Source organism: Flavobacterium microcysteis (assembly GCF_006385255.1).
GTDB lineage: Bacteria > Bacteroidota > Bacteroidia > Flavobacteriales > Flavobacteriaceae > Flavobacterium > Flavobacterium microcysteis.
Genome location: NZ_VFJE01000050.1, coordinates 233,451 through 257,656 on the forward strand (window position 1 = coordinate 233,451; position 24,206 = coordinate 257,656).

General features: G+C 37.2%; 24 protein-coding genes. 16 read left to right on the forward strand and 8 right to left on the reverse strand.

The window, feature by feature from the left end; translation table 11 throughout:
* Positions 1 to 44 precede the first annotated feature (44 nt).
* Positions 45 to 695: an HD domain-containing protein gene (locus FJA49_RS03780; RefSeq protein WP_139999012.1), complete on the forward strand. Its 651-nt coding sequence runs from the start codon at positions 45 to 47 to the stop codon at positions 693 to 695.
* Between the two features lie 33 nt (positions 696 to 728).
* Here FJA49_RS03780 and FJA49_RS03785 read toward each other — a convergent pair whose 3' ends face one another.
* The 5 genes from FJA49_RS03785 to FJA49_RS03805 are packed head-to-tail and all read right to left on the reverse strand — an operon-like array spanning position 729 to position 5,551.
* On the reverse strand, positions 729 to 1,511 hold the full coding sequence (locus tag FJA49_RS03785; RefSeq protein WP_139999014.1) for an enoyl-CoA hydratase/isomerase family protein: 783 nt from the start codon (positions 1,509 to 1,511) through the stop codon (positions 729 to 731).
* 29 nt (positions 1,512 to 1,540) lie between these two features.
* Positions 1,541 to 2,956 carry a sensor histidine kinase gene (locus tag FJA49_RS03790; protein WP_139999138.1) on the reverse strand — a complete coding sequence of 472 codons (1,416 nt, stop codon included), beginning with the start codon at positions 2,954 to 2,956 and terminating at the stop codon, positions 1,541 to 1,543.
* 56 nt (positions 2,957 to 3,012) lie between these two features.
* On the reverse strand, positions 3,013 to 3,570 hold the full coding sequence (locus FJA49_RS03795; RefSeq protein ID WP_139999016.1) for a CopD family protein: 558 nt from the start codon (positions 3,568 to 3,570) through the stop codon (positions 3,013 to 3,015).
* A 40-nt stretch (positions 3,571 to 3,610) separates the two neighbouring features.
* On the reverse strand, positions 3,611 to 4,633 hold the full coding sequence (hemH, locus tag FJA49_RS03800; protein WP_139999018.1) for a ferrochelatase: 1,023 nt from the start codon (positions 4,631 to 4,633) through the stop codon (positions 3,611 to 3,613).
* Positions 4,634 to 4,678: 45 nt separating this feature from the next.
* Positions 4,679 to 5,551, reverse strand: a complete 873-nt coding sequence (locus FJA49_RS03805; protein WP_139999020.1) for an AraC family transcriptional regulator — start codon at positions 5,549 to 5,551, stop codon at positions 4,679 to 4,681.
* 261 nt (positions 5,552 to 5,812) lie between these two features.
* Here FJA49_RS03805 and hemA point away from each other — a divergent pair, with 261 nt between their 5' ends.
* From hemA to FJA49_RS03845, 8 genes are all read left to right on the forward strand, one after another.
* On the forward strand, positions 5,813 to 7,069 hold the full coding sequence (hemA, locus tag FJA49_RS03810; protein ID WP_139999022.1) for a glutamyl-tRNA reductase: 1,257 nt from the start codon (positions 5,813 to 5,815) through the stop codon (positions 7,067 to 7,069).
* Positions 7,066 to 7,983 (forward strand): hydroxymethylbilane synthase, encoded by a 918-nt coding sequence (gene hemC, locus FJA49_RS03815; RefSeq protein WP_139999024.1) that lies wholly within the window; start codon positions 7,066 to 7,068, stop codon positions 7,981 to 7,983. The genes hemA and hemC overlap by 4 nt, the downstream gene beginning before the upstream one ends.
* 12 nt (positions 7,984 to 7,995) lie before the next feature.
* On the forward strand, positions 7,996 to 8,670 hold the full coding sequence (locus tag FJA49_RS03820) for a uroporphyrinogen-III synthase (RefSeq protein WP_139999027.1): 675 nt from the start codon (positions 7,996 to 7,998) through the stop codon (positions 8,668 to 8,670).
* A 76-nt stretch (positions 8,671 to 8,746) separates the two neighbouring features.
* Positions 8,747 to 9,772 (forward strand): uroporphyrinogen decarboxylase, encoded by a 1,026-nt coding sequence (gene hemE, locus FJA49_RS03825; RefSeq protein ID WP_139999029.1) that lies wholly within the window; start codon positions 8,747 to 8,749, stop codon positions 9,770 to 9,772.
* Positions 9,773 to 9,881: 109 nt separating this feature from the next.
* Complete coding sequence (locus FJA49_RS03830; protein ID WP_139999031.1) at positions 9,882 to 10,256, forward strand: hypothetical protein; 375 nt, start codon at positions 9,882 to 9,884, stop codon at positions 10,254 to 10,256.
* A gap of 5 nt (positions 10,257 to 10,261) precedes the next feature.
* Complete coding sequence (gene hemF, locus FJA49_RS03835) at positions 10,262 to 11,164, forward strand: oxygen-dependent coproporphyrinogen oxidase (RefSeq protein WP_139999033.1); 903 nt, start codon at positions 10,262 to 10,264, stop codon at positions 11,162 to 11,164.
* Positions 11,165 to 11,223: 59 nt separating this feature from the next.
* Positions 11,224 to 12,216 carry a porphobilinogen synthase gene (gene hemB / locus FJA49_RS03840; protein WP_139999035.1) on the forward strand — a complete coding sequence of 331 codons (993 nt, stop codon included), beginning with the start codon at positions 11,224 to 11,226 and terminating at the stop codon, positions 12,214 to 12,216.
* Positions 12,217 to 12,278: 62 nt separating this feature from the next.
* Positions 12,279 to 12,671, forward strand: coding sequence for a c-type cytochrome (locus tag FJA49_RS03845; protein ID WP_139999037.1), 393 nt, complete (start codon positions 12,279 to 12,281; stop codon positions 12,669 to 12,671).
* A 48-nt stretch (positions 12,672 to 12,719) separates the two neighbouring features.
* Here FJA49_RS03845 and FJA49_RS03850 read toward each other — a convergent pair whose 3' ends face one another.
* Positions 12,720 to 13,169 carry a DUF1573 domain-containing protein gene (locus tag FJA49_RS03850; RefSeq protein ID WP_139999039.1) on the reverse strand — a complete coding sequence of 150 codons (450 nt, stop codon included), beginning with the start codon at positions 13,167 to 13,169 and terminating at the stop codon, positions 12,720 to 12,722.
* Between the two features lie 182 nt (positions 13,170 to 13,351).
* Between FJA49_RS03850 and FJA49_RS03855 the strand changes: the two genes are divergently transcribed.
* The 5 genes from FJA49_RS03855 (at position 13,352) to FJA49_RS03875 (ending at position 17,720) form a co-directional block, all read left to right on the forward strand.
* Positions 13,352 to 14,611 carry a sensor histidine kinase gene (locus tag FJA49_RS03855; protein WP_139999041.1) on the forward strand — a complete coding sequence of 420 codons (1,260 nt, stop codon included), beginning with the start codon at positions 13,352 to 13,354 and terminating at the stop codon, positions 14,609 to 14,611.
* A gap of 3 nt (positions 14,612 to 14,614) precedes the next feature.
* The gene (locus FJA49_RS03860; RefSeq protein ID WP_139999043.1) at positions 14,615 to 15,298 is read left to right on the forward strand and encodes a response regulator transcription factor; all 684 of its coding nucleotides are present in this window, start codon (positions 14,615 to 14,617) and stop codon (positions 15,296 to 15,298) included.
* Between the two features lie 72 nt (positions 15,299 to 15,370).
* The gene (locus tag FJA49_RS03865) at positions 15,371 to 15,844 is read left to right on the forward strand and encodes a methylated-DNA--[protein]-cysteine S-methyltransferase (protein WP_139999045.1); all 474 of its coding nucleotides are present in this window, start codon (positions 15,371 to 15,373) and stop codon (positions 15,842 to 15,844) included.
* Positions 15,845 to 15,862: 18 nt separating this feature from the next.
* On the forward strand, positions 15,863 to 17,023 hold the full coding sequence (locus FJA49_RS03870) for a serine hydrolase domain-containing protein (protein ID WP_139999047.1): 1,161 nt from the start codon (positions 15,863 to 15,865) through the stop codon (positions 17,021 to 17,023).
* Complete coding sequence (locus tag FJA49_RS03875) at positions 17,007 to 17,720, forward strand: 3'-5' exonuclease (protein WP_139999049.1); 714 nt, start codon at positions 17,007 to 17,009, stop codon at positions 17,718 to 17,720. The genes FJA49_RS03870 and FJA49_RS03875 overlap by 17 nt, the downstream gene beginning before the upstream one ends.
* A gap of 45 nt (positions 17,721 to 17,765) precedes the next feature.
* Here the strand turns inward: FJA49_RS03875 and FJA49_RS03880 are convergent, their stop codons facing one another.
* On the reverse strand, positions 17,766 to 18,389 hold the full coding sequence (locus FJA49_RS03880; protein WP_139999051.1) for a hypothetical protein: 624 nt from the start codon (positions 18,387 to 18,389) through the stop codon (positions 17,766 to 17,768).
* Between the two features lie 193 nt (positions 18,390 to 18,582).
* Positions 18,583 to 21,528, reverse strand: coding sequence for a S8 family serine peptidase (locus FJA49_RS03885; RefSeq protein ID WP_139999053.1), 2,946 nt, complete (start codon positions 21,526 to 21,528; stop codon positions 18,583 to 18,585).
* 221 nt (positions 21,529 to 21,749) lie between these two features.
* Between FJA49_RS03885 and FJA49_RS03890 the strand changes: the two genes are divergently transcribed.
* Positions 21,750 to 23,441: an ABC transporter ATP-binding protein gene (locus FJA49_RS03890; RefSeq protein ID WP_139999054.1), complete on the forward strand. Its 1,692-nt coding sequence runs from the start codon at positions 21,750 to 21,752 to the stop codon at positions 23,439 to 23,441.
* Positions 23,442 to 23,449: 8 nt separating this feature from the next.
* Positions 23,450 to 24,187, forward strand: coding sequence for a hypothetical protein (locus tag FJA49_RS03895; protein ID WP_139999056.1), 738 nt, complete (start codon positions 23,450 to 23,452; stop codon positions 24,185 to 24,187).
* The last annotated feature ends 19 nt before the right edge of the window (positions 24,188 to 24,206 follow it).

Sequence of the window (24,206 nt, forward strand, 5' to 3'; positions counted from 1 at the left end):
CCAAATCCTTTCTTCACAGAGAGGATTTTTTTTCTCATAGTACTATGGACAACATAATAATAGAAAAGACAATTGCTTTTGTAAAAGAAAAGCTTAAGGACGCCGAAGGTGGTCATGATTGGTTCCACATCGAAAGAGTGTATAACAATGCCATGAATATAGCCGAACATGAAAACTGCAATACTACAATCGTTGCTTTGGGAGCCTTGCTGCATGACATTGCCGACAGCAAATTTCATGGCGGAGATGAAACGATAGGGCCTAAATTGGCTTGGGAGTTTTTAGAATCTCAGAACGTACCGGAAGAAACAATTATTCATGTAGTAAACATCATTGAAAATATTTCTTTTAAGGGTGGCAATTTCGAACGTAAATTTTCCTCAACTGAATTAGACGTTGTACAGGATGCAGACCGTTTAGATGCTATTGGAGCGATAGGAATTGCAAGAGCATTTAATTACGGCGGATTTAAAAACAGGGCGCTGTATGATCCGAACATTGCGCCTAATATGAATATGAGCAAGGAAGAATATAAAAGTGCCGTTTCGCCTACGATTAACCATTTTTACGAAAAACTCTTATTGCTAAAAGACAGAATGAATACACAATCAGGGAAACGAATAGCTGAAGAAAGGCATGCCTATATGGAGAAATTCCTCGAGCAGTTTTTTGCGGAATGTGAAGGAAAGAGATAAAAAAAGCCGGAATTTAATTCCGGCTTTTTTGTTTTATTTCCCTGTAAAAGAAGGTTTCCTTTTTTCTAAGAAAGCACCTGTGCCTTCTTTAAAATCTTCCGTTCCAAAAGCATCGCCAAAGTTTTTAATTTCTACAGCATAGCCATCCACTCCGTCTTTAAAGTTGGCATTGATAGATTCAATTGCTTTTCCGATAGCTACCGGTGAGTTTTTCATGATTTTTTGTGCAATGTTATTTGCCAATTCCAGCAATTCCGATTGCGGAACAACATGGTTTACCAATCCTGCTGTTTTAGCTTCTTCAGCTGTCAGCATTCCGGCAGTCATGATTAATTCCATAGCTTTTCCTTTTCCTACCAGTTGAGGTAGTCTTTGAGTACCGCCATAGCCTGGAATTACACCCAAAGAAACTTCCGGAAGTCCCATTTTAGCATTGTCAGAAGCAATCCTGAAGTGGCATGACATAGCCAGTTCCAATCCGCCACCCAAAGCAAATCCGTTTACGGCAGCAATAACTGGAGTTTTTAGATTTTCTACGAAATCAAATAAAGTAGCTTGTCCTTTTGCTGCCAGTTCAGCACCTTGTGTAACTGAAAAATTAGCAAATTCAGAAATGTCGGCACCGGCTACAAAAGCTTTGTCGCCGCTTCCTGTTAATAGGATTACGCGAATAGAATGGTCTTTGTCGAATGCGTCAAATGCTGAATGAAGTTCTTCAATAGTAGCCTTGTTTAAAGCATTTAATTTTGTCGGTCTGTTAATGGTTATTGTAGCAATGCCATTTTCAGAAGCTGCCAGAATATTTTCGTAATTCATGATCTATAAATTTATGGTTGTTTTGTTTTTTACATTTTGATTATTGGAAGGAACACATTAAAAATGGTTCCTTTTCCGGATGCAGTTTCAAAAGTAATAGTTCCGTTATAATTTTCAATAATATTTTTGATGATTCCCAGTCCTAATCCCATGCCGCTATTTTTTGTAGTAAACTTAGGTTCAAAAATCCTGTTAAGGTTGTCTGTTTCTATTCCGGTTCCGTTGTCTTGAACGCTAATTAAAACTTGTTCTCCTTCTTTTTTGACCGAAACAATTACTGATTTTTTTGCCTGATGTTCCGGAATAGCCTGAATAGCATTCTTGACCAGGTTTGTTACAATACGGATAAGCTGAGTACGATCCATAATAGTAATGACTTCCTTCTCATCGCTTCGGAATTCGATATAATCTTCATTGAAAATATCCAATGTAAGCTGTACGACATCAACCACATTCAGTGTTTCGTTTTGCTGGGCAGGCATAGAAGCAAAATTTGAGAATGCTGAAGCTACAGAACTCATCGTGTCGATTTGCTGAATGAGCGTATTGGAATAATCCGACATTTTTTGCTTTACTTCCGGATCATTCGGATCAAATTTTCTTTGGAAACTTTGCACTGTTAAGCGCATAGGCGTCAAAGGATTTTTGATTTCGTGTGCAACTTGTTTTGCCATTTCGCGCCATGCCTGTTCTCTTTCGCTTTGCGCTAATTTCGAGGCACTCTCTTCAAGTTCTTCAACCATGGAGTTGTAGGCATGAACCAGTAGGGCAATTTCCTTACTGCTTTCTTCAAGTTCAATCTTTTCGTTTTTCTGATTGAATCGGGTTTCTGTAATTTTATCCGTAATCGATTTTAAAAACTTGGTAATGTAACTCGATAGGAAATAAGCCAGAATAAAAGCTACAATCAACATGATGGAATATACCTGTCCAAGGCTGATAAGGAAATTCCGAAGCTCTCTTTCGTAAAACCCGTCATCCGGAATATAAGGAAGGTTCAAAATTCCTAAAGGTTTGAACTTGGTATCCTTGATTTGCGTATAGGAAGAACGGAATTTTTTACCATCAATACTTTGGACATCTACATATCGTTTGTCCATAGACGACTGTACCAATTTCAATATATAATTTGGAATTGGAGGCAAAATGGTATCCACCGTAAACGAAGCCTTAGAAGATTTAAGAAGTTTTCCGTCCAGGCTGTAAATGTTTATCGCCAAACTATGGATGTCGGCCAACTTGTAAATCTCATCTTTGAAAATAAGCGGCAGGTTTTCCGTAGTCAGCGGATAAGTTGTTGTGTTCAGTATATAATTGATGTGTTCTTTGACTGCTGTTTCCCTACGTTCTAAACGTTCTTCGTGATATTCTTTGGCAGCGGTCTTGAATTGGTAAACGGAAAGTGAAGCCATCAAAATTGACGAAATCAGAGTCAGGAAAATCATCGAAAGGAAGATTCTGACACGGAGTGATAGGCGTTTTATTTTGATAGGTTTCAGCATTAAGACTGGTTTCTTTCCCTGATTCTTTTATAAAATTTGAAGCCGAGCATAATCAGTACAGAGAACAGGAAAATCCCAACTACTCCATAAATCCAATTGACGGCATTTTTCAAAATTACCAAAAAAACTACTGCAAAAAGTATGATTGTGGCACCTTCATTCCAAAGACGCATAAAATTGGAAGTATGCTTTATCTCGTCATTTTGCAACTGTTTAAATATCTGATGGCATTTCAAATGGTACAAATACAAAGCAAAAACAAAGCCAAGTTTGACATGCATCCAGGATTGTTGCAGCCAAAAATTTCCTTGTGGCGTAAAAAATAACATCCAAAATGCAAAAATACTGGCTAATACTGCCGACGGCCAGGTGATGATATACCACAGGCGGTAGGTCATGATTTTATATTGTTTTTGCAGGATTTCTTTTTCAGGAGATTCTTTCTGTGAAGCTTCTATTTGGTAGACAAACAAGCGAACAATATAAAATAATCCCGCAAACCAGGTAATCACAAAAATCAGGTGTAGGGATTTTAGGTAGTCGTAATAGTTTTCCATCGATAGTCAAAAATGTAAAAAGTTATCAGATAGCTGCTTTTTATGAAGCCCACTCTTTAATCCAATTGCTTACGGTTTCTACCCAATTGTCATCATCATTCAGACATGGGATGGCCAAAAATTCTTCTCCACCGTTTTCTACAAAATCTTCATTGGCACGCATTGCAATTTCTTCCAAAGTTTCCAAACAGTCGGTTACAAAGGCAGGTGTTACCACGGCAATCTTTTTGATTCCTTTGGCAGGCATATTGTTGATTTCAACATCAGTGTAAGGCTCAAGCCATTTGTCGCCCGCTAAACGCGATTGGAAAGTCACACAATATTTGTCTTTTGGAAGATTCAATTGTTCCACGACCAGTCTTGTGGTTTCATAACAATGCGTCCTGTAGCAGAATTCGGCAGCAGGAGTTCCAGGCTGGCAACACATTACATTAGTTGTAAATTTTTTGTGTGATTTGGTCTTGTCGGTTTTTCTGACGTGTCTTTCCGGAATCCCGTGATATGAAAAGACCAATTGGTCATAATCGCCAAAATCTTCCAGAGACTTTTTAATAGAATCAGCCAGGTTTTTGATATATTCCGGCTTGTTGTAAAAAGCAGGAACATCAGTGAATTTCATATGCGGAAATTTCTTCTTTCTGATTTCTTCAGCCAAGACTAAAATAGTCAGTGTTGAAGCCATTGCATATTGAGGATATAACGGAAAAAGCAATACTTCGGTAACGCCTTGTTCGTGGAGTTCCTGAAGTCCTTTTTCTATTGTCATTTCACCATATCGCATAGCTAAGGCAACTGGAACAGTTGCTTTTGCCTGTACTTTTTTATGCATTCTTTCAGACAGTACCATTAGTGGAGAACCTTCCTTCCACCATATTTTTTTATAAGCGTGGGCTGATTCTTCAGGACGCTTTCTTAAAATAATCCCACGAACTAAGAAAGCTCTTAATAGATAAGGTACATCGATAACGTACTTGTCCATTAAAAATTCATCAAGATAGGGTTTTACGTCTTTGGGTTCAGGACTTTTTGGAGAGCCAAGGTTTACTAATAATACGCCTTTCATTTGTTTGTTTTTATTCCTTATTAGGGGTTACGGATTGCGATTTGTTTAGCTAGTTACTGCAATCGACATTAAATATTTTTTTGGTGTGGTGCCGAATTTTTTCTTGAATGCGGCAATAAAGTGGCTTGCTGTGCTATAGCCTATTTTAAGTCCTACTTCATTTACATTATAAGAACCGCTGTCTAATAATTTTCGGGCAAATTCCATCTTGTAGTCAAAGAGAAAACTGTAGACACTGTCGCCATAAATTTGCTTAAAGCCCATTTTTAGCTTCTTCAGATTGATTCCTACCTGATCGGCAAGTTCCTGCAATCCCGGAGGCTCAGCCATATTGGCTATTACAATATCCTTAGCCTTTCTAATTTTGAGAACGTTTTCTTCATCAACCAAAAACGGACATTGTTCTGCATTCGGGTCTTCATTCCTGTTGAAATAAAGGCTTAGCAGTTCATAGGCCTTTCCTTTAAAGTATAGATTTTTTATAGAGGGATGCAGGTTAAAGTTGAATAGCTGGTTCAGTACAATTGACATTGATGGACTGATTGGCTCGTCTTTATAGTATTTCTTGTCTTTGTTTTCTTCGCTTAAAAAAGGAATGTAATCTGCTTCGGAAGAAAATAAACCATGGAATTTTTTAATTGAAATCAATACGGAAATAGCCCAGGAGTGAGGTGCAATTTCCAAATGCACGGGAAGTTCTTTTTGAGGGTTGTAAAGAAATAAAGAAAGGTCTTCTTTAAGATCTAAAGCATAACGTCCCTGATTAAAAATAAACTTCGCCCGGCCTTTGATACCAAAATGAAACTGTATCAGGTCAACATTCACTTCTCGCTCAAAGTGCGAGGTTTCATCACTGTCATTTTGAATTCTGATGATAATAAAATCATCTTCAATTTTGATTTCTTCGGCTGAACTCATAGCGGTATTTTTTTTCGTAAGAAATTTGAAATCGGAAAGATTTTTATTTAGAATGGTTCTAAACAAAAAAGCTGTCAAATGCTGATTTCACTGCAAATTTATAGTTTTTCTAATTTATAATCGCCAAAATTATCAAAATATCTCACAGCGATATAAATAGCACTTTCAGCGTTACTTTTATAAAACGTATAGCTATAATTTTGTGGTGTTCGAAATAAAATCCGTTCGAAGGTTTGTTTCGTTATACTTTAAAGTAGCACTATGAACAAAAATAACTTGTCAAAGCATCATTACTTCTATGCAGTTGGATTGAGTTACAAGAAAGCTGATGCAGAGATTAGAGGAAAATTCAGTTTAGGTAATGAGGCTAAATCCGAAGTTTTGCGTCAGGCAAAAGAAAGCGGGATTAGCAGTTTGATAGTTACTTCTACTTGCAACAGAACCGAAATCTACGGTTTTGCAGAGCACCCATTTCAACTGATTAAATTACTTTGCGATAACAGCCAGGGAACTGTAGACGAGTTTCAAAAAGTAGGTTTTGTGTATAAAAACCAGGAAGCTATACATCACATTTTCAGAGTCGGAACCGGTTTGGATAGCCAGATTTTAGGCGACTTTGAAATCATCAGTCAGATAAAATCCAGTTTTTCAGAAGCAAAATCGCAAGGTCTTGCTAACGCTTTTATGGAACGATTGGTGAACTCAGTTATTCAAGCGAGCAAAAAAATCAAAAATGAAACCGAATTAAGTTCAGGAGCTACTTCTGTTTCTTTTGCTTCGGTACAATATATAATGAATAATGTTCCAGATGTCAGCAATAAAAACATATTGCTTTTCGGAACAGGAAAAATAGGAAGAAATACGTGTGAAAATTTGGTAAAACATACCAAAAACGACCATATCACGTTGATCAACCGTACAAAAGACAAAGCTGAAAAAATAGCAGGGAAATTCAATCTAATCGTAAAAGATTATGATTTGTTGCCGTTGGAAATCCCAAAAGCAGATGTATTGGTTGTAGCTACTGGAGCAAGTAATCCAACAATCGATAACGAAATCCTGACGCTAAACAAACCGCTTTTAATCCTGGATTTGTCGATTCCAAAAAATGTTCATGACAATGTCAAGAATATTCCTGGCGTAACCGTAGTCCATCTGGATGATTTGTCGAAAATAACCGATGTTACGTTAGAAAACAGGAAAAAACATATTCCTCAGGCAGAGTTGATTATTGAAACAATGATGGAAGAATTTACGGACTGGGTCAATGACAGAAAATTTGCTCCTACGATTCATGCCTTAAAAGAAAAACTAAACTCTATTAAAGATACCGAACTGAACTTTCAGCGAAAAAAAATCAGTAATTTTGATGAAGAGCAGGCTGAAATTATCAGCAAGAGGATTATCCAGAAAATAACGACTCATTTTGCCAATCATTTGAAAGACAGTGATACCATGGTTGATGAAAGTATCGAATGGATTGAGAAAGTTTTTCAGATTGAACCTTCCAGAAAATGAATAAAATAATCCGAATAGGAACCCGCGACAGCCAATTAGCGCTATGGCAGGCTCACACGGTAGAAAAAAAACTAAACGATTTAGGGTACCAAACAGAAATTGTTGCCGTGAAATCTACAGGCGATGTCATTCTGGACATTCCGCTTTACGAATTCGGAATTACCGGAATCTTCACAAAAACATTGGATATAGCCATGATTAAAGGCGAAGTTGATATTGCGGTACATTCGATGAAAGATGTCCCAACAGCACTTCCCAAAGGCATTGTCCAAACTGCAGTTTTAAAAAGAGCCAATCACGAAGATATTTTAGTACACAAAGGAAATCTGGATTTCCTGCATTCCAGCGGAACGGTAGCTACAGGAAGCTTGCGTCGTCAGGCACAATGGCTACATAGATACCCAAACCATCAAGTTGTCGATTTGCGTGGCAATGTCAATACAAGATTGCAGAAATTAAAAGATAACGATTGGAACGGTGCCGTTTTTGCCAAAGCAGGATTGGAACGAATTGAAATTTTACCAGAAAATCATACCATTCTGAATTGGATGATCCCAGCTCCGGCACAAGGTGCGATGGTAATCGTTGCAATGGAAAACGATGATTTCTGCAAAGAAGCAACAGCAAAATTAAACCATTTCGAAAGTGAAATCTGCACGCATATTGAACGCCAATTTCTAAGAACACTTGAAGGCGGCTGTACTGCGCCTATTGGTGCTTTTGCTGAAGTATTGGGTGATAAAATTCGTTTTGAAGGTGTGCTTTTTTCAATTGACGGAAAAGAAAAACTCGAGATAGAAAAGACAGTCGAAGTGACTCATTATAAAAATTTCGGACAGGAAGCAGCATCAGAAATTCTTGCCAATGGTGGACAGAAATTGATGGAAGCTATCAGGAGAGATTTAAAGAAATAAATTTCAAGTGAGATGTCTGAACCAATTCGAATTTTATCCACAAAAAAACTGTTGCCAAACCAGAGGCAGTTTTTACTGAATGCTGGTTTTTCAGTACTAGAAGCCAATTTTATTGAGACAGTAGGGAAGAAATTTGAGTTAGAAGATGAAGTTGGAAGCCTGATTTTTACCAGCCAGAATGCCGTGAAAAGTTTCTTGGAAAATAAGAAATCTGAAAATTTTAAAAGCAAAAAGATCTTCTGTGTTGGCACAAAAACTAAAGCCTTGTTAGAACAAAACGGCTACAAGGTTCTTGCTTCAAAAGAATATGCTTCGGAATTGGCAGAAATTATTGTAAACGATTTTCAAGGAGAAAGTTTTGTGTTTTTTTCAGGAAGCCTGAGACGCGATACCATACCGGAAGCCTTACAAAAAGCCAATATAAGCCTCAAAGAAATTGAAGTATATGAAACCATCCTGACGCCGCAAAAGGTAAATGGTACGGTGGATGGAATACTTTTTTTCAGCCCATCGGGCGTGCAAAGCTACCTGAAGGAAAATACGATAGAAAACCAGATTTGTTTCTGTATTGGCACTACCACGGCAGAGCCTTTGGAACAAATAACAGATAAAATAATAATCGCAAAACAGCAGACCGTTGAAAATGTGATTATTCAAGCAATAAATTATTATAGTAAAAAGCTTTAGGCAATACGCCTAAGCAAATTTAAGTCATCAATGAAAGCTTTAAGCCTCGAAGCTTAAAGCCAAAAGCCAAATAAAAATGATAAAAAACGACCTTTTTTTAAGAGCACTCAATAAAGAAACTGTAGAACGTCCGCCAGTTTGGATGATGCGTCAAGCCGGAAGATATTTGCCGGAATTCATCGCCCTGCGTGACAAATATGATTTCTTCACCCGTTGCCAGACTCCGGAATTGGCAGCTGAAATTACGGTACAGCCAATCAGAAGGATTGCTCCTGATGCAGCCATTTTGTTTTCGGACATTCTGGTCGTGCCACAGGCAATGGGAATTGAAGTCCTTATGAAAGAAAGTGTCGGGCCGTTTCTGCCAAATCCAATCAGAACTATTCAGGATGTAGAAAAAGTCGTGGTTCCGGATATTCATGAAACATTAGGTTATGTGATGGATGCCATTAAGTTGACCAAAGAAATGCTGAATGATGAGGTTCCGTTAATTGGGTTTGCCGGTTCTCCATGGACTATTTTTTGCTACGCTGTAGAAGGAAAAGGTTCAAAAAGTTTTGATACAGCCAAAGGATTTTGCTTTACGCACCCTGAAGCAGCACACGTATTATTGCAAAAAATTACCGATACTACAATTGCTTACCTAAAAGAAAAAGTAAAGGCTGGCGTCAATGCGGTACAGGTTTTTGATAGCTGGGGCGGAATGCTTTCTCCAACAGACTACCAGGAATTTTCATGGAAATACATCAACCAGATTGTTGAAGCATTAGCCCCTGAAACACACGTTATTGTTTTTGGAAAAGGCTGTTGGTTTGCTTTGAATGAAATGGGTAGAAGTAAGGCTTCGGCTCTAGGAGTAGACTGGACTTGTTCGCCAAGAAACGCCAGATATTTGTCGGGAGGAGAAATCACGTTGCAAGGAAATTTTGACCCGTCAAGATTGCTTTCGCCAATTCCGACAATCAAAAAAATGGTTACGGAAATGATTAACGAATTTGGTAAAGACAAATTCATTGCCAATCTAGGACATGGAATTTTACCAAACATTCCTGTTGACCATGCCAAAGCATTTGTTGACGCTGTAAAAGAATATAGATCTTAATTTAGGATTTTAGATTTATGATTTTAGACTGAAACCTCAAATCAAAAATCCCAAATCCCCAAATCCCCAAATCCCCAAATCCCAAATCATAAATCAGAAATAGAGGAAAATGCTAACCAAAGGATTACGTGACGAAGAGAATGAAAGGATTAACAATATCCTCAAGCAACTGATTTCACTGACCTATATTCCGGAAAACTGGAATTTGGACGAATTGGAAAAACATCTTAATTATTTAGAACTGACCTTGAGAAACCTATTGGATTTTTCGTCAGATGAATTGATTGCCCATCTGGAAAAATTTCACTTTGATTGGGCCAATGCTGAACAGTTCGCAGATTTTATAGTATTGCTTTCTGACCGTAAAGAAGAAGAAAGAACACAATTAAAAGAAAAAGCCGTGGCTATTTACGAATACATCCAAAAAGAAAGTAAAGTATTTTCTTTTGATATTTTCAATAAAATTGCCAAAGCCAAAGCATAACCAAAATGAAAAACAAATTTTACGCATACATACAAAATCTTCAGGATAAAATTACTGCCGAACTAGAACGAGTTGACGGACAAGCAACCTTTAGACAGGACATTTGGGAACGTCCCGAAGGCGGCGGCGGAAGAACCCGTGTAATTGAAAACGGAGCCGTTTTTGAAAAAGGCGGCGTTAATATCTCTGCTGTTCACGGTTCATTGCCACAAGCCATGCAGGCTTATTTTAAGGTTGGTGATGTTGATTTTTTTGCTTGTGGATTGAGTCTGGTTATCCATCCTAAAAATCCAATGGTTCCAACGGTTCATGCCAATTGGAGGTATTTTGAAATGTATGACAAAGAAGGAAATATAGTAGACCAATGGTTTGGCGGTGGACAGGATTTGACGCCTTATTATTTGTTTGAAGAAGACGCCAAACATTTTCACCAAACCTGCAAGTCTGCTTGCGACAAACATAATCCGGATTTTTATTCAAAATTTAAGAAGCAATGCGACGCTTATTTTTGGAATGCACACAGAAATGAAGCCAGAGGTCTAGGCGGATTGTTTTTTGACTATTGCAAAGCTTCAGAAGATTTTACGTTAGACAATTGGTATGATTTTGTAACAGAAGTAGGAAACAGCTTTTTAGAAGCCTATGTCCCAATTGTAGAAAAAAGAAAAGATTTAGAATATACATCAGAAAACAGAAACTGGCAGGAAATCCGCCGTGGACGCTATGTAGAGTTTAATCTGGTTCATGATAAAGGAACGCTTTTCGGACTAAAAACCAACGGAAGGATAGAAAGTATACTAATGAGCCTGCCGCCACATGTGCAGTGGGTTTATGACCATCATCCGGAAGCCGGAAGTGAAGAAGAAAAATTAATCAAGATATTACAGAATCCGATTGATTGGATTTAAATCAATACCATTTTAGATGAAAGTCTCAACTGAAATCTAAAATCTAAAATCTAAAAATTATGTTTCCACTACAAAGAAATCGCCGTTTAAGAACCAATGATTCTATCCGAAGCCTGATTCGGGAAACTCATCTGTCTCCTAACGATTTTATGTTTCCAATGTTTGTTGCAGAAGGAAAAGACTATAAGGTTGAAATTCCATCCATGCCGGGCATTTACCGTCGTTCGTTGGATTTGACAGTCAAAGAAGTAAAAGAACTTTGGGATTTGGGAATCAAGGCTGTCAATATTTATGTAAAAGTAGACGACAAGCTAAAAGACAATACCGGAAAAGAAGCATGGAATAAAAACGGACTGATGCAGGAAACCATCCGTGCTATCAAAGATGCCGTTCCCGGAATGATAGTTATGCCAGATGTGGCCCTTGATCCGTATTCTATTTATGGACACGACGGGATTATCGAAAAAGGACAAGTAATCAATGATGCTACTGTTGATGCGTTGACCTTAATGAGCTTGAGCCATGCAGAAGCTGGAGCTGATTTTGTAGCACCAAGCGATATGATGGATGGACGTGTTTTGGCAATACGCAAAGCCTTGGAAGAAAACGGACATCATAATGTTGGAATTATGAGCTATAGTGCCAAATATGCGTCCTCTTTTTACGGACCGTTTCGTGAAGCATTAGACAGCGCTCCTGTAGATAATATGGATGTTCCAAAAGACAAGAAAACGTATCAGATGGATTATGCAAACCGAATTGAAGCTATCAAAGAAGCTTTGCATGATGTGGAAGAAGGAGCTGATATTGTAATGGTCAAGCCGGGAATTGCTTATCTTGATATTGTAAGAGAAGTAAAAAATGCGGTAAATGTTCCGGTTTCAGTATATCAGGTTTCAGGTGAATATGCCATGGTAAAAGCTGCTGCAGAAAGAGGATGGCTGGATCATGACAAGATTATGATAGAACAGTTACATTGCATTAAAAGAGCAGGGGCAGATATTATTTCTACTTACTTTGCGAAAGAAGCAGCAATCATTTTAAATAAATAATTAAAATTCAACCCACCCTGGCAGGGTTCGAAACCCTGCCAGGGTTAAGGTTTATTTACAACATGAAAAATCTATTTTTTATCCTTCCGGCTTTATTTCTTATTTCGTGTCAAAAAGAAACAAAAAAAGAATCGCTTTATCCAGAGAAAACGGTTTCCGCTGAAGAAAAGCAGCTGGAATTGGGGCGTGAAATTTTTGATGGAAAAGGAATGTGCTATTCCTGTCATAAGCCAGACCAGAAAGTTATTGGTCCTAGTATTGTTGAAATCGCAAAAATCTACAAGGAAAAGAATGGTGATATCAAATTATTCCTAAAAGAAAAAAGCGAACCTATTGTTGACCCGAGCCAGTACTCTGTCATGAAGACCAACTTTGCGATCACCAAGACATTTTCAGATGAAGAGCTGAAAGCTGTAGAAGCCTATTTTTATAGCCATTTGAAAAACGAAAAATAAAAAAAGCCATCTCTTGAGATGGCTTTCTTATTTTAGAATCGGTCACAATTATGATTGTGGCTCGATAACTTTTCCTTTGATAGTCAAAATCTTTGGAGTTTCAGTATCGTTAGTTGTTACTGTAACAGATTTAGAGAATGCACCTGGTGTAGCTGCATTGTAAGTAGCAGTGATGCTAGCAGTTTCTCCTGGTTTGATTGGAGTTTTTGTATAATTTGTTGCTGTACAGCCACAAGAAGCTTTTACATTCGTAATCAAAACAGTTTGTTTTGTAGTGTTTTTGAATGTGAAATCAAAAGAAGCTGGTTTTCCTTTTTGGATATCTCCAAAATCGTGAACATCAGATGCCCAAGTTACTAAAGATGCTTTTGCAGTTTGTTTTGCAGGAGCAAGAGCAACAGCTTGTGTTTTTGCAGGAGCAGCAGTTTGAGCAAATGAAGAAGCACTTAGTAATAAAGCTCCAGCTAAAGCAAAAAATGATAATTTTAATGTTTTCATAAATCAGATAAATTTTAAATTAATTTAGATTTCGTGATTGGTGTTTCAAATGAACAATACAAATGTATTTAGTTTTTTTAAGAAAGATGTTAAGCATTTCGCAAGTCTTGTTAATGACTTGTTAACGGGTTGTTTTGCAGTCTAATTTATAGTAATATCGTGCTCTATTTATACTTCATGTCTTGAAATTCAACAAATTAAATATAATTATCTTCATTGGGCTTTTGGCAATCATAGGCGTGTTGTTTATGCAATTGCTGACTCTTTCGCAGGCCTATGCGTTTGAGAAAAAAGAATTTAGTGAGAAGATCCATTTCGCCTTGCAGGACGTGGTCGCTAAAATCCATAAGGATAATAAGACCGAAGTTCCGGTAACTAGCCAGATAAAAAAGATTACGGACGATTATTATATCGTAAATGTCGATGATGTTTTTGAAGCTTCGGTGCTGGAGTATTATCTAAAGACGGAATTCCAGAAAGTAAAGCTAAATATCGATTATGAATATGCTATCTACGATTGCAGTTCAGACGAAATGATGTACGGAAAATATGTTTCCTCATCAGACAAGAAAGCACCACGATGTGAAAAATGTTTTAGCAAAAAGGAAGGGCTCGTTTATTACTTTGCCATCCGTTTTCCGCAGCTGAAATACAATTATATTACGTCGCTTCAGCAATATTGGGTGTATACCGGTGTGCTTGTACTGGTTCTGGTTATATATGTTTATTCAGTTTTGCTTCTGATCAGGCAGAAAAAATATACAGAACTTCAAACCGATTTTATCAATAACATGACGCATGAATTCAAGACACCCATATCTTCAATTCTTATAGCGTCTAACTATGCTAAAAATCAGGAAGAGATTACCAAAAATCCAAAGCTTTCCAAGTATGTCCAGATTATAATCGAACAGAGCAATAAGCTCAACCAACACATTGAAAAAATCCTGCATATTGCCAAAAGTGATTCGCATATGCTGGAATTGGAAAAAACCACATTTAATATATTGGATGTGACAGCTTTGGCCAAAGAAACCATATTGCTTAAGTACGACAAGGAAGTTTCTATTGAAATTCAAAGCGACAAGACAGAATATCTAATCGTTGCAGATGAATTTCACTTTTCAAATGTTGTATACAATATTTTGGACAATGCTATAAAATACAACGACTCCATTCCAAAAATACAGATTACCATTACGGAAACACCAAAAGAAGTCCGACTTGAATTTATGGACAATGGGATTGGTATTGAAACTCCCGAATTAAATGCTATTTTTGATAAATTCTATCGTATTTCGAGTGCAAAACGAAACGAAGTAGGCGGATTTGGATTAGGGCTGTTCTACGTAAAGAAAATCTGCATATTGCACCGATGGAAGATAAATGTTAAAAACAATCCGGATAACGGTATAACAGTAACAATCAGTATTCCGAAATAATATATGGCAAAAAGCAAAATTTTTTATGTAGAAGACGATGCTACATTGGCGTTTCTGACTATAGATTATTTAGAGCAGTTTTATGACATCACTCATTTTTCGGATGGTGCAGAAGCTGTAAAGAATTTTCATAAGGGCAATTACGACTTATGTATCCTAGATGTCATGCTTCCTAAAAAAGACGGTTTTGAGATTGCTCAGGAAATCAGGAATTCCAATACTGAAATACCCATACTTTTTCTTTCTGCAAAATCCTTAAAAGAAGATCGTATTAAAGGTTTAAAACTAGGAGCAGATGATTTTTTGGTCAAGCCTTTTAGTTTGGAAGAGCTAAGCCTGAAAATAGAAGTTTTCCTGAAAAGGAGTTCCAAAGCTCCAATCATTGCTCAGAAAAGTTATGAAATAGGAAGCTTTCAGTTTTTTCCAAACGATTATTGCCTGACAAGAGATACTGAAAAAATAAACCTGACGGAACGCGAATCGGCACTATTGAAGCTGTTTTTAGACAATAAGAATGAGATACTAAAACGCGAAAAAATCCTTACAGCCTTGTGGGGAGATGACGATTACTTTATGGGTAGAAGCCTTGATGTATTTATCTCCCGTCTTCGCAAAATTTTCAAAGAAGAAAATTCAGTAAAGATTGAAAACATTCCAAGAATAGGCTTTAAGCTGGTGATGGAATAACAATCCGACTATCACAGCTTCGTATAAATCCGAAAGTTTTTTTTCATAACTTTAGATTTTAAATAATCCTCCATGTTACAAGCCTACATCAATACGCCATTGGGCATTGCTGAAATTAACGGTGATGAAAACGGAATATCCAGTATTCTGGCATTTGACGAAGGAAAAACTGTTTCTACAACCATCCCTTCAGAACTTCAAGATGCCGTAAACCAATTGCAAGATTATTTTGATGGGAAAAGAAAAGATTTTACTTTCAAAATGAATCCATCAGGAACAGAATTCCAGAAAAAAGTATGGAAAGGCTTGCTTGAAATTCCTTTTGGAAAAACATTGTCTTATCAGGAATTTTCTATCCGATTAGGTGATGTCAAGGCTATACGAGCCGTAGCTTCTGCTAACGGAAGAAATCCACTTTGGATTGTAGTTCCCTGTCATCGTGTTATCGGTTCAGATGGTTCATTAACGGGATATGCAGGAGGACTATGGAGAAAAAAATGGCTTTTGGATCATGAAAATCCTGTAAAGCAGCAAAGCTTATTCTAGAACCAATAACTAAAGAGTATGAGATTTCTGAAAAAATTCCTTTTGTGGTTTGTAATTGTATTGGCAACAATTATTCTGTTGCTGTATATCTTTAATTTGGACTATCTCATACGTGCTGTCAGGATTACATATCTAAACGGAGAGAAAACCGCTTTCCTTGAGGATTATAGTGAATTTCCAAATCGTGAAATTAAAAAAGGAGCAGGACAACCTTGGGCCATTAGTAAAGACTACAACAAGGCAAAACCAACAGATGTACTTGAAGCAACCCATAAAAAATTCGAAACAGTTGCTTTTTTAATCATTAAGAATGATAGTATTTGGTATGAAAGTTATTATGACGGCTACAATAAAGACAGCAAATCCAATTCATTTTCTATGGCAAAAAGTATTGTTACTGCTGCATTAGGAAAAGCAATCATGCAAGGAAAAATCAAAAGCCTGGATCAAAAAGTAACCGATTTTTTTCCTGAATTTGCAGGCAAATATGGCGACAAGATGACTGTAGGCGATTTGTCGTCAATGTCATCCGGATTAGATTGGGACGAATCGTATTATAGCCCGTTTTCAATTACAACTAAAGCCTATTTTGACGATAACCTTACTGATTTGATGCTTGGGCTGAAAGTTACTGGCGAACCGGGTAAAGAATTCAAATATTTGAGCGGGAATACGCAACTGTTGTCTATGGTAATTGAAAAAGCAACTGGCGAACATCTTGCTGATTATGTTTCGGAACATTTTTGGAAACCTTTGGGAGCAGAACACGAAGCGCTTTGGCAAATTGATCGTCCTGATGGAATCGAAAAAACTTATTGTTGTATCGCAAGCAATGCCAGAGATTTTGCTCGTTTTGGGAAACTATACAAGCAACACGGAAAATGGAATGGCCAGCAGATTTTGGATTCTGCTTTTGTAGCGAAGTGTGTTACGCCCAGATTTGAAGATGCGCCAATGTATGGTTATGGCTGGTGGTTAAGCGATTATAAGGACAAGCAGATTTATTATATGCAAGGACATTTAGGGCAATATGTTATCGTAATTCCGAAAGATGACCTGATAATAGTGCGATTAGGCCGTAACAGAGATGAAAGAGCCGATGGGAATTTCCATAGAAATGATTTTTATGTATATATTGACGAGACATACGAAATGCTAAGCCATGATAGAAAAAATTAACCTGGAACATATACTCTTTTTAGATATTGAAACTGTTCCGGAAGAAGAAACATTTAACGCCTTAGACGAAGAAAAAAAGGAATTATTTGATTTAAAAACACAGTACCAAAGGAAAGAACAATTTACAGCGGAAGAGTTTTATGACCGCGCCGGAATCTGGGCTGAGTTTGGTAAAATAATATGCATTTCTGTTGGATATTTTACGTTCAAGGGTGATATCCGACATTTCAGAGTCACTTCTTTTTTTGGAGACGAAAAGAAAATACTTCGGGATTTCAGCAATCTTTTAGATAACCATTTTGGTCAGGCGCAGCATATTCTATGCGGACACAATGCCAAAGAATTTGATTTTCCTTTTATTGCAAGACGAATGATTATCAATCAGATAAAGATTCCTAGTAAGCTGAATCTTTTTGGTAAAAAACCTTGGGAGATACCTCACCTTGATACTATGGAATTATGGAAATTTGGCGATTTCAAACATTATACTTCCCTGAAATTAATGGCTAAAATCTTAAACATTCCATCGCCTAAAGATGATATTAGCGGAAGCGATGTAGGTCATGTCTATTATGTTGAAAAAGACATTGACAGAATCATTACCTATTGTGAAAAAGATGTGATTGCTGTAGCACAAATCCTATTGCGTTTTAGACGTGAAGATCTGTTAATAGAAGATGAAATAATACACATATAAATAAAAAAGCCTTGGATTTCCAAGGCTTTTTCTTTTTCAGAGCATTTATTTTTCTTTTTCAGGCGTTTTATCTGTTCTGTAATAATAGTTACTATTGTTGTTGGTATTTCCATTTTGGTAACCGCTTCCGTTTCCGTAATAATAGCTTCCATTATTTCCGGCATAATCATTACCCTTTACACTTCCCATCATGTCAACAATTTCGCCACGACGGTTGTAAATAAGTTGGAGTCCACCTATCTGAGATAGGGCATAACGGTTATAACTCATATAAACAGTACCGATTCTTTTAATTCTGTTATAAGCATCGTAGTTTACAAATACGTTTCCAACTCTTCTGATTCTACCTTGGCTGTCATGTTCAATTTTTACACCTTGTCCATTTCGTACGCCAGGAGCGCCATAGGTTGTATTTACATTAGCATTTGATGCTCTTCTGCCGTTTCTATAATAAATCCCATCATTAGTAGTAACGGTTGTTTCTGTATTAAAATCAAATTGCCCGTCAGGAAAAACATAAAAGGTAATTCCCCTTTCGACGAAAGCAATTGGTTCATCCATATCAAAGTTTGCAATGAAATTTTTTTCACCCAAATAATGAGTTGTTTCTGCATTCGCTATATTCCCAACGAATAAAATGCTAGCCACTAAGAGAGTAATTTTTTTCATGATCAAAAGAATTAAAATTTTGCCTACTCTTTCGATTTTCAGCTTTTTCGAACCTTAAAAAATCAAGGTTATTTATAGCTATCCAATTTACATGCCAAAACTTTTTCAAAATAATATCCTTAAAAAGAAAAATCCCGATAGTTTTTGCTATCGGGATTAGTATCAGTGATTTATATTTTAAAATAAAATTTGATTATCGGTTCAAAATAATCTTTTTTGTTGTTTTCAATGCTCCGTTTTCGATAGTAAGGATGTAAACTCCATCTGAAAAATTATCGATATTGAGCACTTCATTTGTGTTTGATGTTTCTTTCGTAAGTATTCTTCTTCCTTGTATGTCATTAAGATGTAAGGTAGTCTTCCCGGTGTTGGCAGGCAGGCTCACATTTAAGATACCTTTTGAAGGGTTAGGATACACAGAAATATTTGCCAATTGGTTGTCTGCTACACTAAGGCTGGAAGGTGTAACATTACAGAAACTAAGACTAAAATTATTGATAAAGCCTCCATCTCCATTATATTTATCAAGGACATATAATGTCCATACGCCGTCAGCAGGAATATTACTGAAATTGCTTAAAGGTTCTAAAGGACGCACAGTTCCGGTAATTGAAGGAGAAGTTGCTCCGCATGTGAAAGGAACGCCGGCATCGCTTACGGTAGCTAAAATATCATCATTATCTCCACAAGGTTCTTCGAATAATTTGATAAGAGGTGAACCGATAGTTTCCGGTCCTTCCAGATAAACTGTGATGTCTTCGATATAGCTGTGGGAAATGCTTATTGTCGCAGTAAGATTACCAACCGTCATACCGCCAGTGACAAGAATTGGAACAGAACCTATTGCATTTGCAGTGGTGGCTATTGTTCCGTCTGAAAAATCGGTTGCATAAAAAGCCTGGCCGCAATTCAAAGCTCCGGTTTGGAAATTATATACGGTGCTAGTGGTAGCGGTTGCGCATCTGTTTTTTGGCAGAACTCTCCAATAATAATTGTGTTCTGGTGTAAGGCTATTTAAAAAGTAATTCGTCTCTGTTACTTCTTGATTTACAATTAGATTTCCAAAACCTGTATCTGTCGCTACCTGAAGAATATAGGATTCTGCATTTATAGAAGGCTCCCATTCCAATCGTAATGAAGGTGCCATACCAGTTATATTATTTGCTGGACTTAATAGCGTACTATTCTGGAATGTATCGGTATAGATTTTTAGATTTACATATTTTGTTTCTATATCTGTTCCACGCGTTCCTCTAATACCAATAGTATAATCGCCGGCAGGGATAGTATTCAGGTTGGAAAGAGTCATTGTCAACGCTTCATTTATTGATGAAGATGTAGTGCTTAAATTACCGGAAACTCCTGCAGGGAGACCTACTATTGTGAAATTCGTGTTTTGTGATGTAGTTGTAGTATGTTGGAAATTGTATACGGCAGTACTGTTGCTACACACAGTTTGGTCTTCAGAAAGTGGCGCCAAGGCAAAAGTTGAATTTACGCCAGTAACAATAAGAGAAAAATTTTGAGGACCTCGTGCCAAAGTTCCTTTGTGTGTTACTGTTATGGTATAAGTACCAGCAGCAGCAAGAATGCTTATTTTTTCAATATTATCAACTTTATTATCACCATCATTTGCCGCATTCGAGTTAGGGTCACTTGTCAATCTCCAAGGGAAATAAGTAGAAGTTCCTTTTGTGATTCGAATATCCAGGTCATTCACTAAAACAGGTGTTGGGCTATTTAAAACGCCATTGTTTACTCTACCCGGAACATCGGTCCATGCAATAGTTGCCTCAAGAGGTTCTATACCATTTGAGTTTACAGTCATTGTAAATGTCTGTCCTTGTTGTAGCATTTCTTCAGAAATGACTGTCCCTAATCCATTGGCTGTGATGGTTTCTGCCGCTTTTTTAGCATTTAGCAATCCCCATCCATAAATAGCATCTGGTCCTGTACTTCCGACATCATCGGCAGTATGGCAGGCAAGAGCTTTTAGGGTTGCCGCTTTCATAAAGTGTTTGTTTTTTATCTTATAGTATTGTTGCAAAAGCAATAATGTTCCCGTTACGTTTGGAGAAGCCATAGAAGTTCCGGAAAGTGTTCCGTAAGCAGAATCTGAGGTTTCAAAAGTAGAATATAAGCTTGTACCATTTCCGGTAATGTCTGGTTTTACTCTAAAATCATCAGTAGGTCCCTGGCTACTGCCGGTATTAATCGTGACATTGGCAAGGGTACCATCAGACAGAATCACCGCATCTTCAGCATTGGCAACTACAAGGTTATTTTTGGCTGTTTTATTTCCTGTTAATTTATCATAACCTAGTGCCATTGGCTGAGGATTTTGATCTTCTCCGTTATTTCCTGCTGATGCCACCATCAGGTAATAAGGAGCATTATAAGCGATTTCATCCCATGCTCTGGCATCGGTAGTATAGGCTCCGATGTACCAGGAAGGAGCAAATTGTCCGTTATTGACAATTGGCACCCCATAAGAGTGATTGGAAAGTAACATTCCGGATTGGATTTCAGCCAAAGCTTCACTCTCATCATCCGTCCAGTTAAAAGTCCTCACCTGAGCCAATGGCGCCATTCCTTTCGCATTAGGAGTAATACCTGTCGCAGCAATAGTTCCTGTAACGTGTGTGGCATGGAAGTTATTTCCTGAAGAGCTTGCAACAGCATCATTCACGGTAATTCTGCCGCCAAACTCTCTATGTGAAGCTCTTACTTTACCACCATCCCAAACACGGGCAACCATACCTTGGCCATCCAGATTTAATCCTAAAGAGCCGCCGGTATTTAAAAAGCTAGCTCTTGTTGATCTGGCTGCATTTCTATTGTTTACAGAATAATATAAAGGAAACCCATCTGGAGTAAGCTTCATCAATTCATCAACAGTACCGTTTTCATTTTTGATAAACTCGGGCCAGTTGTTTAATTTGGCAGCTTTTAGGGCTTGCCGTTTCTCAGAAGCAGACTTTTTTCGATAAACTTCTTGTAGCTCTTTGAGCTTTTTTAGATCGTAGTTTTTGGTAATTTGCTCGATATCATTTTTATCTTGGCTAAAACCGGTAAAAGGAATTGAGAACAGGAAAAGCAATGAAAGTGCTTTAAAAGCGGAAGTGGAATTTTTTGTCACTGTATATAGTTATGTGTTTTTGAAAAATTCCCCCAAATATAGGGAATTGTATTTTATTCAATAATGTTTTGAAAAATTTATTTCAAATGGAATTAAAAATGCGTTTATAGAGATAAAAATGTAAGAATTGTCAATGTTTTGTGAAATAATCATAAACTATATACGGTTAAAAAGAAATCTGGGTTTTAATTTTTGGAAAATCTTTTTGCTATTTTTATAACATGAAAAAACAGCCATTGTTAGAAGTCAATACTCTTGAAATTTCTTTTAAGAAAGATGGTGAGTACAAGCCTATCATCAATTCTATAAGTTATGCCTTGCAAAGCAATGAAATTTTAGGGATTGTAGGAGAGTCCGGTTCTGGAAAATCCGTTTCTTCTTTAGCCGTTATGGGATTGCTTCCTAAAAACATTTCTAAAATTACTAAGGGAGAAATTCTTTTTCAAGGTAGGAATGTAGCTCAGTTTTCAAAAGAAGAACTCCAGAATTTAAGAGGGCGTGACATTTCGATGATTTTTCAGGAACCGATGAGTTCACTGAATCCTTCTTTAAAATGTGGATTTCAGGTAGAAGAAATGCTGTTGCAGCACACCCAACTTTCCAAGAAAGAAATACGCAAGGAAACCCTTGATTTATTTGATAGGGTAAGGCTGCCAAATCCGGAAAAAATTTATGAAAGCTATCCGCACCAGATTTCCGGTGGACAAAAACAGCGGGTCATGATTGCCATGGCTATAGCCTGCAAGCCAAAAATTCTGATAGCAGATGAGCCAACAACTGCTCTGGATGTAACCGTACAGAAGGAAATTATCCAATTGCTGAAAGACATTCAGCAGGAAACAGGAATGAGCATTATGTTTATTTCACATGATTTGGCCTTGGTGTCTGAAATTGCAAACCGTGTCTTGGTAATGTATAAGGGTGAAATTGTAGAACAAGGCAATGCTTCTGATGTTTTCCACAACCCACAGCATATCTATACTAAAGCATTGGTCAGTTCAAGACCTTCACTTGATGTCCGCTTGAAAAGGCTACCTACGATACAGGATTATCTAAAAAATTCAGTTAGTGAGGAAATCATTACAGCTGATGAAAGGAAAAAGATGCATGAAAAATTATACCATCAAACTCCGATTTTGGAAGTGAAAAATGTAGAAAAGGAATATTTTTCCTCTGCAGGGCTTTTTGGGAAAAAAGTTGGTTTCAAAGCGGTCAATGATGTCAGTTTTAAAATTTATGAAGGAGAAACTTTAGGTCTGGTTGGTGAATCGGGATGCGGAAAATCAACTTTAGGAAATGCGATTCTGCAGTTGGACAAGGCAACGGCAGGCCAGATTTTTTACAGAGGTGTTGATATTATGAAGTTGCCAAAAGAGGATATCAGAGCGTTGCGAAAAGAAATCCAGATTATTTTCCAGGATCCGTATTCATCGCTGAATCCAAGAATTCCTGTTGGCAAAGCTATCATGGAACCAATGAAAGTTCATAAGCTGTATAAAAACGATGCTGAACGAAAAGCAAAAACAATAGAAATTTTAGAAAGAGTAGGTCTGGGCGCAGAATATTTTAATCGCTATCCGCACGAATTTTCCGGAGGACAAAGACAGCGAATAGGAATAGCGAGAACAATCGCCTTGCAGCCTAAGCTGATTGTTTGTGATGAATCGGTTTCAGCTTTGGATATTTCTGTTCAGGCACAGGTTTTGAATCTTTTGAACGAACTCAAAGAAAACTTCGGATTTACCTATATCTTTATTTCCCATGATTTGGCAGTCGTAAAATACATGTCGGATCAGGTTTTAGTCATGAGCAAAGGCAAGATTGAAGAAATGGCCGATGCGGATGTATTATATGATAACCCGCAAAAAGAATACACTAAAAAATTAATTGCAGCAATTCCAAAAGGGAATTAATTATGCCTATGAAATATATCCTTATCGTACTTTTTTTAGTATGTGTTTCCTGTACGGATAAAAAAGAAGAAACAGCTGAGGTTACAACATCTTCAGATGTAGAAGTGGTTCCAACGACTGAATCCACTTTTATACAAAAAGATTCATTACTGTTGGATTCCAAAGGAATCTCTGCCGATAAAGTTGTCATTACAGAAACAAAAAGAAGCTATGACAAAGACAGTATCGGTACTTCCTATTTTGAAATAGGTTTTTTTAAGGATAATAAAGAAATCTATACCTATCCGACTAAGATTGTTTTTGGAATGGAAGGCGGAGCGGAATGGAATATCAATCAGGAATTCATGTCGGATTCAGAAAATGAAAATATCGACAGTAGATTTATCCATTGTAACAATGGTATTGCTGCCTGCGGTTATACGCATACTCACTTCCTGTTCTTTTTGGATGAAAAGGGCGTACAGTTGGTAACGCAATGGGATTCTATGTGGGATGGAGGTTATGGTGTTGACCAACGCTTTGAGCCGGATTTTAAAACCAAGCCTATGAAATCATTTTTCGCCCGGACAATTGAAGTGGCTTCTGATGAAACCGCAAATGATTCGATAGAAAGGGTAGTAGTTTCCTATGCAGATTCGGTTCGTTACAATTTTGAAAATGGGAAATGGAAAAAAATCCCGCTTACACAAAAAGGGAAAGTATACCGAAAGGAGAATTTTACTTTTGAGGAATATTACAAGCAATAAAAACGAAAGCCACAAGTTA

Coding starts and splice junctions, on each gene's coding strand:
- FJA49_RS03780 (WP_139999012.1), top strand. CDS start 45: ATGGACAACATAATAATAGAAAAGACAATTGCTTTTGTAAAAGAAAAG.
- FJA49_RS03785 (WP_139999014.1), bottom strand. CDS start 1,511: ATGAATTACGAAAATATTCTGGCAGCTTCTGAAAATGGCATTGCTACA.
- FJA49_RS03790 (WP_139999138.1), bottom strand. CDS start 2,956: ATGATTTTCCTGACTCTGATTTCGTCAATTTTGATGGCTTCACTTTCC.
- FJA49_RS03795 (WP_139999016.1), bottom strand. CDS start 3,570: ATGGAAAACTATTACGACTACCTAAAATCCCTACACCTGATTTTTGTG.
- hemH (WP_139999018.1), bottom strand. CDS start 4,633: ATGAAAGGCGTATTATTAGTAAACCTTGGCTCTCCAAAAAGTCCTGAA.
- FJA49_RS03805 (WP_139999020.1), bottom strand. CDS start 5,551: ATGAGTTCAGCCGAAGAAATCAAAATTGAAGATGATTTTATTATCATC.
- hemA (WP_139999022.1), top strand. CDS start 5,813: ATGAACAAAAATAACTTGTCAAAGCATCATTACTTCTATGCAGTTGGA.
- hemC (WP_139999024.1), top strand. CDS start 7,066: ATGAATAAAATAATCCGAATAGGAACCCGCGACAGCCAATTAGCGCTA.
- FJA49_RS03820 (WP_139999027.1), top strand. CDS start 7,996: ATGTCTGAACCAATTCGAATTTTATCCACAAAAAAACTGTTGCCAAAC.
- hemE (WP_139999029.1), top strand. CDS start 8,747: ATGATAAAAAACGACCTTTTTTTAAGAGCACTCAATAAAGAAACTGTA.
- FJA49_RS03830 (WP_139999031.1), top strand. CDS start 9,882: ATGCTAACCAAAGGATTACGTGACGAAGAGAATGAAAGGATTAACAAT.
- hemF (WP_139999033.1), top strand. CDS start 10,262: ATGAAAAACAAATTTTACGCATACATACAAAATCTTCAGGATAAAATT.
- hemB (WP_139999035.1), top strand. CDS start 11,224: ATGTTTCCACTACAAAGAAATCGCCGTTTAAGAACCAATGATTCTATC.
- FJA49_RS03845 (WP_139999037.1), top strand. CDS start 12,279: ATGAAAAATCTATTTTTTATCCTTCCGGCTTTATTTCTTATTTCGTGT.
- FJA49_RS03850 (WP_139999039.1), bottom strand. CDS start 13,169: ATGAAAACATTAAAATTATCATTTTTTGCTTTAGCTGGAGCTTTATTA.
- FJA49_RS03860 (WP_139999043.1), top strand. CDS start 14,615: ATGGCAAAAAGCAAAATTTTTTATGTAGAAGACGATGCTACATTGGCG.
- FJA49_RS03865 (WP_139999045.1), top strand. CDS start 15,371: ATGTTACAAGCCTACATCAATACGCCATTGGGCATTGCTGAAATTAAC.
- FJA49_RS03870 (WP_139999047.1), top strand. CDS start 15,863: ATGAGATTTCTGAAAAAATTCCTTTTGTGGTTTGTAATTGTATTGGCA.
- FJA49_RS03875 (WP_139999049.1), top strand. CDS start 17,007: ATGATAGAAAAAATTAACCTGGAACATATACTCTTTTTAGATATTGAA.
- FJA49_RS03880 (WP_139999051.1), bottom strand. CDS start 18,389: ATGAAAAAAATTACTCTCTTAGTGGCTAGCATTTTATTCGTTGGGAAT.
- FJA49_RS03890 (WP_139999054.1), top strand. CDS start 21,750: ATGAAAAAACAGCCATTGTTAGAAGTCAATACTCTTGAAATTTCTTTT.
- FJA49_RS03895 (WP_139999056.1), top strand. CDS start 23,450: ATGAAATATATCCTTATCGTACTTTTTTTAGTATGTGTTTCCTGTACG.